The sequence below is a fragment of the Streptomyces sp. NPDC059957 genome (genome assembly GCF_042730015.1).
Lineage (GTDB): Bacteria > Actinomycetota > Actinomycetes > Streptomycetales > Streptomycetaceae > Streptomyces.
On record NZ_JBHWMB010000012.1, the window covers coordinates 93,502 to 99,805 of the forward strand.

The 6,304-nt window shown below is 74.0% G+C and carries 3 protein-coding genes; all 3 read left to right on the forward strand.

Going from position 1 to position 6,304, the window contains the following annotated elements:
• Positions 1-54 precede the first annotated feature (54 nt).
• The 3 genes from ACFWBW_RS11005 to ACFWBW_RS11015 all read left to right on the forward strand — a co-directional run bounded on the left by ACFWBW_RS11005 (position 55) and on the right by ACFWBW_RS11015 (position 6,185).
• Positions 55-2,457: an ATP/GTP-binding protein gene (locus ACFWBW_RS11005; protein ID WP_385370477.1), complete on the forward strand. Its 2,403-nt coding sequence runs from the start codon at positions 55-57 to the stop codon at positions 2,455-2,457.
• Between the two features lie 169 nt (positions 2,458-2,626).
• The gene (locus ACFWBW_RS11010) at positions 2,627-4,204 is read left to right on the forward strand and encodes a PucR family transcriptional regulator (protein WP_385370479.1); all 1,578 of its coding nucleotides are present in this window, start codon (positions 2,627-2,629) and stop codon (positions 4,202-4,204) included.
• Positions 4,205-4,739: 535 nt separating this feature from the next.
• Complete coding sequence (locus ACFWBW_RS11015; protein ID WP_266904043.1) at positions 4,740-6,185, forward strand: aldehyde dehydrogenase family protein; 1,446 nt, start codon at positions 4,740-4,742, stop codon at positions 6,183-6,185.
• Positions 6,186-6,304: the final 119 nt, after the last annotated feature.

The window sequence follows — 6,304 nt, forward strand, 5'->3', positions numbered from 1 at the left end:
CTTGGTGCAGGGCGTCGCAGGGCAGTGCGGTAACGGGCAGGGGGCAGGGGTTACATGGACACCGACGGTACGCACGGCGGGGAGCGGCGGACGCCGTTCAGCACCGGGCATGTCCCGCGCCCGGCCGGACCCCCGAGCATCCAGGGTCTCCCGCCGAAGCCCGCCCACGCGCCGGGTGAGGGACCGGTGACCTCCACGGGACCGGTACCGAGCCGCACCTTCGCCGATTGGCTGCGTGTCCCGCGCGTCGCCGCCGGTCCCGGAGTCTGGACGTACGGGCACGTCCCACGGCCCGCAGGGGAGCCCACGGCTCCTGAACGGTCCTTGATCCGTGGTGCCGTCATCTCGTTGATTGCCTGCGTGATCGTCTGGTCGGTGTTGCGTGCCAACTTGATTCCGTACTGGCAGGTTCCGCCTCGCCTGTTCACTCCGCGTGACTGGTGGCCCTCGTTGGGGAGGAACCCCGGCCTGGGTACACCAGGCGATGTCGCCCTGCAGGTCTACCGGCTCTTGGTTATCTGCGGGCTCTTGTACGGCTTCGGCCGACTCGGCAACTGGCGCGCGGCCTGGCACCTGGCCGCTTCGCGGGGTCGGCTGGTTCAGGCAATGCTCTCGGCCGTCGCGGGGTTGGTCGTTGTTCTCGTCGTGTCGCAGGAAGTAGTGCCGCTGAAGCAGTTCGTGTACTCCCTGTTTCCCTTCAAGGACGCAGGGGCGGCCCGTGCTGCAGGCCTCCTCAACCAGGCGGACACCACCCTCACGGTTCTCCAGCTCCTCGTCGTTGTGCTGTTCCTGTGGCTCGCTGTGCGCCGCCCCGCAGGGGTGGATGAGGCAAGTACCCATGGGGGAACGCAGCCGGCCGGCCGGCCGATCGCGGCTGGCGGCCCGGACGACCCCGCGACGTGGACCGAGGTGCGGGCCGCCGGGCTGGTGGAGGTTGCCGACCGGCTCGGGGCCGAGGTGGCGGCCGGGCGGATGAACGACGTGGACCACGTGCGGATCCGGCGCGCCTGGGAGACCGTACGGGCCGACCCCTCGAGGGCGCGGGCCTTCGCCGACGCCGTGCGGGACAAGGGGGCGGGGGCTTGCGTGCACCCGTCGGGGGCCCGCGATCTGCCCGTCCGCGCCGCCCGGCACGATCTGCTCGCCCGGCAGGTGCTGCTCGGCACCGTCCAGGACGGCGAGCGCAATCCGTACGCCCGCCGCGGCAGCGGCATCGCCCTCGACCCCACGGTCCTCGGCACGTCACTGCTCGCCATCGGTCCCTCGGGCGCGGGCAAGACCTCCTACCTGGTCCGCCCCGTCGTGGAGTCGCTGGCCCTGCAGGCGCTGGCCGGCCAGGCCGCCGTCGTCGTGGTCGCCTCCACCGGTACCGCCCTCGGACCCGACGCGGGCTACGACGTCGTCATCCGCGTCGGCGACCCCGACTCCGTCTACGACCTGGATCTCTACGGCGGCGCCACCGACCCCGACGAGGCCGCCATGCTCCTCGCGGAGGGGTTCGTGGGCGACCTGCCGGGGATCGACGTACGCCGGGCCGCCACGGCCCTGGCTCAGCTCCTCGGGCCGTTCCGGGCCGCGCACGGCCGCTTCCCGGGCGTGCCCGAGCTGCGCGAGCTCCTCGACCACGTGCCCGTCGCCCTCGCCGCCCTGCGGGAGGCCCTGGAGGTCGCCGGGCAGCAACGGATGCTCCGCGAGCTCGACGCGCGCGAACGCCAGCACGGAGCCCCCGCCGACCCGGGACCGGCCCTCGCCGACCGGGTCGCGCTGCTGGACCGGCCCGCCTTCTCCCAGTTCTTCGACACCACCGGTGCCGGGCGGCCGTTCTCCCTGCGGGCCCTGGAACATCCGCTGCGGGTCCGCGTGGACCTTCCCGAGCGCGGGCACGCCGATGCTTCCCGGATGCTGGCCCGGCTGCTGCTCGCCCAGTTCAACGCCGCTGCCGCCGCCCGCACCGACCGCTCGCTCTTCGCGCTCCTCGCCTTCGACGATGCCTCCCACACGCTCACCCCGGAAGCGGTGCGCGGCATCCAGCGGCTCCGCTCGGCCAACGCGGGCGTCCTGCTCACGCTGCGCACCCTGGACGACGTACCGGAAGCCCTGCGCACCCCGCTGCTCGGGGCCGTGGGCTGCCGGATGGCCTTCTCCGGGGTCACCACCTGGGACGGCAAGCGGTTCGCCGAGACCTGGGGCACCGAATGGGTGGAGACCCGCGACATCACCCACCGGACGGTCTTCGCCGACCAGCCGCTCACCCGGGCCATCCACGCCTTCCGGAAGCTGGTCTCAGGCAAGGCGGTGACCACCGACGCCGTGACCGTGCGCCAGGTGGAGCGGGAACGCTGGTCCGCCTCCGACCTGGCGCACGTGGTGCCCCCCGGCCACGCCGTGCTTTCCCTCACCTCCGTGCGCGGCGAGCGGGCCGCCCCGCTGCTGGTGCGGCTCGGGGGGCAGGGCTGAGGGGGAGGGGGAGGGCATCGCCGGGACGGAGCGAACCCGTACGGGGTGGCAGAATCAAGAGAGCCGTTCGTACGACACGGCGAAAACCGCGGTGGTGGTCCACGGCGAGAATCCTCCGTCGGCACCTCGCCGCCGAACCCCCTCCTCTCCCTAAGGCGCCCCGGTACTCATGCCGCTCACCCTCGCCTCGCTCGTCCAGCACTCGGCGCTCAAACTCAGCGTCCGGGCCGGGGAGGGCCGCCTCGACACCCCCGTGCGCTGGGCCCACGTCAGTGAGCTCGCCGACCCCGTTCCCTACATGGAGGGCGGGGAGCTCCTCCTCATCACCGCGATGAAGCTGGACGCGGAGGACCCCGAGGAGATGCGGCGCTACGTCCGCAGGCTCGCGGCGGCCGGGGTTGTCGGCATCGGCTTCGCCATCGGCGTGAACTACGACGCCGTGCCCGAGGCGCTCGTGGAAGCCGCCACCGCCGAGGACCTGCCGCTGCTGGAGGTGCCCCGGCGCACCCCGTTCCTCGCCATCAGCAAGGCCGTCTCCGCCGCCCTCGCCGCCGACCAGTACCGGGCCGTGACCGCGGGCTTCGAGGCGCAGCGCGAGCTGACCCGGGCCGCACTGTCCGCCGACGGGCCCGCCGAACTGCTGACGAAGCTGGCGGCGCACGTGCACGGCTGGGCCGCCCTGTACGACACCTCCGGCGCCGTCGTCGCGGCCGCGCCCGACTGGGCCGCGCGCCGGGCCGCCCGGCTCACCCCGGACGTGGAACGCCTGCGCGAGCGGCCGGCGCCGGCCAGCGCCGTGGTCGGCGGCTCCGAGGACCGCGTCGAACTCCAGTCGCTGGGCACCGGGCGACGGGCCCGCGGAGCCCTCGCGGTCGGCACCGGGGCACCGCTCGGCACGGCGGAGCGGTACGCCGTCCACTCCGCGGTGGCCCTGCTGACCCTCACCACGGAACGCTCCCGCTCCCTCAACGACGCGGAGTCCCGGCTAGGCGCCGCCGTGCTGCGCATGCTGCTCGCCGGCCAGGCGGAGCACGCCCAGGCGGTGGCGGGGGACCTGTACGGGGCCCTGCTCGACGCGCCGTTCCGGATCCTGGTCGCGGAGCCCGCCCTGGCCGGCACGGCCCAGCCGGAGGGCCTGGCGCTGCTGGCCGACGCCGTGGAATCGGCGGCGGCGCGCACGGGGGAGACCCTGCTGGTGGTGTCGGAGCCGGGCCGCCTCGTGGTCCTGGCGTCCGATGGCGGATCGGCGGTCCAGGCGTGCTCGGAACACGCGGAGGCCCTGGAATCCCGGCGGGGCCGGGAAACCGGGGAGCCGGAGCCGGACGAGCTGGTCCTCGGCCTGTCGGCGCCCGCGGTGGCCTCCGGCGTGGCGGCGGCCTTCAAACAGGCCGACCAGGCCCTGGCCGTGGCCCGGCGGCGCGGCCGCCCCATGGTCGAACACGAGGACCTGGCGGCGGGCTCGGTCCTGCCCCTGCTCGCCGACGACGCGGTACGGGCCTTCGCGGACGGCACGCTGCGGGCGCTGCGCGAGCACGACGAGAAGGGCCGGGGCGACCTGGTGGCCTCGCTCCAGGCCTGGCTCTCCCGCCACGGCCAGTGGGACGCGGCTGCGGCCGACCTCGGAGTCCACCGCCACACGCTGCGCTACCGGATGCGGAGGGTGGAGGAGATCCTCGGACGCTCCCTGGACGACCCGGACGTCCGCATGGAGCTGTGGCTCGCCCTGAAGGCCACGAGTTCTTCTTGACGCGCTCCTCGCACCGCTGCGCGGGCTTCGTCGCGCTGCGCCGGACTCCGTCCAGCGGTGGCGGGTCGGCGTGCCCGCCACTGCCGGCCGGCGGGCGTGGTGGGTGGACGGGTGCGGCTGGCCGGGCCCTGCGGGGCTGTCCCCTACCCGCCCTTCGCCCGTTCCCCGGGCTCTGCCCGGACCCGGTCCTCAAACGCCGGACGGGCTGGGTACCTCCAGCCTCGCCGGCGTTTGAGGCGCGGGGTCCGGGGCGGAGCCCGGGGAACGGGCGGAGCCCGGGGAACGGTGGAAGGGCGGGTAGGGGACTCCGCCCCGAGCAGCGGCATCCCGCGCACGGCGCAGCCGGGCCGCCGCCCGGAGCCCCGTACAAGCCCCCGGCGGGGCCCCGCATGGGCGGCGGGCGCCCCGACACTGACAAAGCGGCGCGCCGCGCCACGCACGTACTCCACGCCGGACAAACGCCGAATCCCCGGCGGAGTCCTACGGTGGAGGGGACAAGGACCCACCGCACACACTCCGAAGGGCCGGGATCAGCATGACTTCCACCCACGCCTTCTGGCTCGCCGGCCGCCAGGCCACGGGCGACGACAGCTTCGACGTCCACTCCCCGTGGGACGGCCGCCTCGTCGGTACCGTGAGCGTCCCGACCGACGCCCAGGTCGAAGAGGCCGTAGCCGCCGCCTATGCCGTGACGGCGGAGTTCTCCGCGACCCCGGCCCACGTACGCGCCGAGGCCCTGGCCCACGTCGCCCGCCGGCTCGCCGAGCGCACCGAGGAGATCGCGCTGCTGATCTCCGCCGAGAACGGCAAGCCGATCAAGTGGGCCCGCGGTGAGGTCGGCCGTGCGGTGTCGGTGTTCCGCTTCGCTTCGGAAGAGGCCCGCCGCTTCAACGGCGGAGAGGCCCAGCGCCTGGACACCGACGCCGGTGGCGTCGGCCGCCTGGCCCTGACCCGCCGCTTCGTCAAGGGGCCGGTCCTGGGCATCGCGCCCTTCAACTTCCCGCTGAACCTGTGCGCCCACAAGGTGGCCCCCGCCATCGCCGTCGGCGCGCCGATCATCCTGAAGCCGGCCCCGGCCACCCCGCTCTCGGGTCTGATCCTCGGCGAGCTGCTCGCCGAGACCGACCTGCCGGCCGGTTCCTGGTCCGTGCTGCCCGTCGCCAACGACAAGATGCCGGAGCTGGTCAAGGACGAGCGCCTGCCCGTCATCTCCTTCACCGGTTCGGACAAGGTCGGCTACGCCATCCAGCAGGCCGTGCCCCACAAGCACTGCACCCTGGAGCTCGGCGGCAACGCCGCGGCCGTGGTCCTGGAGGACTGGTCCTCGGAGGCCGACCTCGACTGGGCCGCGACCCGCATCGCGACCTTCTCGAACTACCAGGCCGGCCAGTCCTGCATCGGCGTGCAGCGCGTGATCGCCGACGCGACGGTCTACGACCGCCTCGTCGAGAAGGTCGTCGCCAAGGTCCGCGAGCAGGTCACCGGTGACCCGAACGACTCCGCCACCGACGTCGGCCCCCTCGTCTCCGAGGACGCCGCCAAGCGGGTCGAGTCCTGGGTCGACGAGGCCGTGTCCGCCGGAGCCAAGCTGCTCACGGGCGGCAAGCGCGAGGGTGCCTCGTACGAGCCCACCGTCGTCGCGGAGGTGCCCGAGGGCGTCACCCTCGCCACCGAGGAGGTCTTCGGACCGGTCCTCACCCTGCGCCGGGTCGAGAACACCGACGAGGCCTTCGCCGCCGTCAACGACTCGAAGTTCGGTCTGCAGGCCGGCGTCTTCACGCGGAACATCCAGACCGCGTTCCGCGCCCACCGCGAGCTGGAGGTGGGCGGCGTGATCGTCGGCGACGTCCCGTCCTACCGCGCCGACCAGATGCCGTACGGCGGCGTCAAGCAGTCCGGTGTGGGCCGCGAGGGCGTGCGCTACGCGATGGACGACTACACCTACGAGCGGGTCCTGGTCCTCAGCGGCCTCGACATCTGACCGAACTCGTACGGCCACCAAGCCGACGGCCGGAGCCTACTGTGCGGGGGCTCCGGCCGTCTCCTTTTGCCCCGGGGACCGTGGGCTCCCGGGGGCCTTTCCCCCCCGGCCCCCATCCC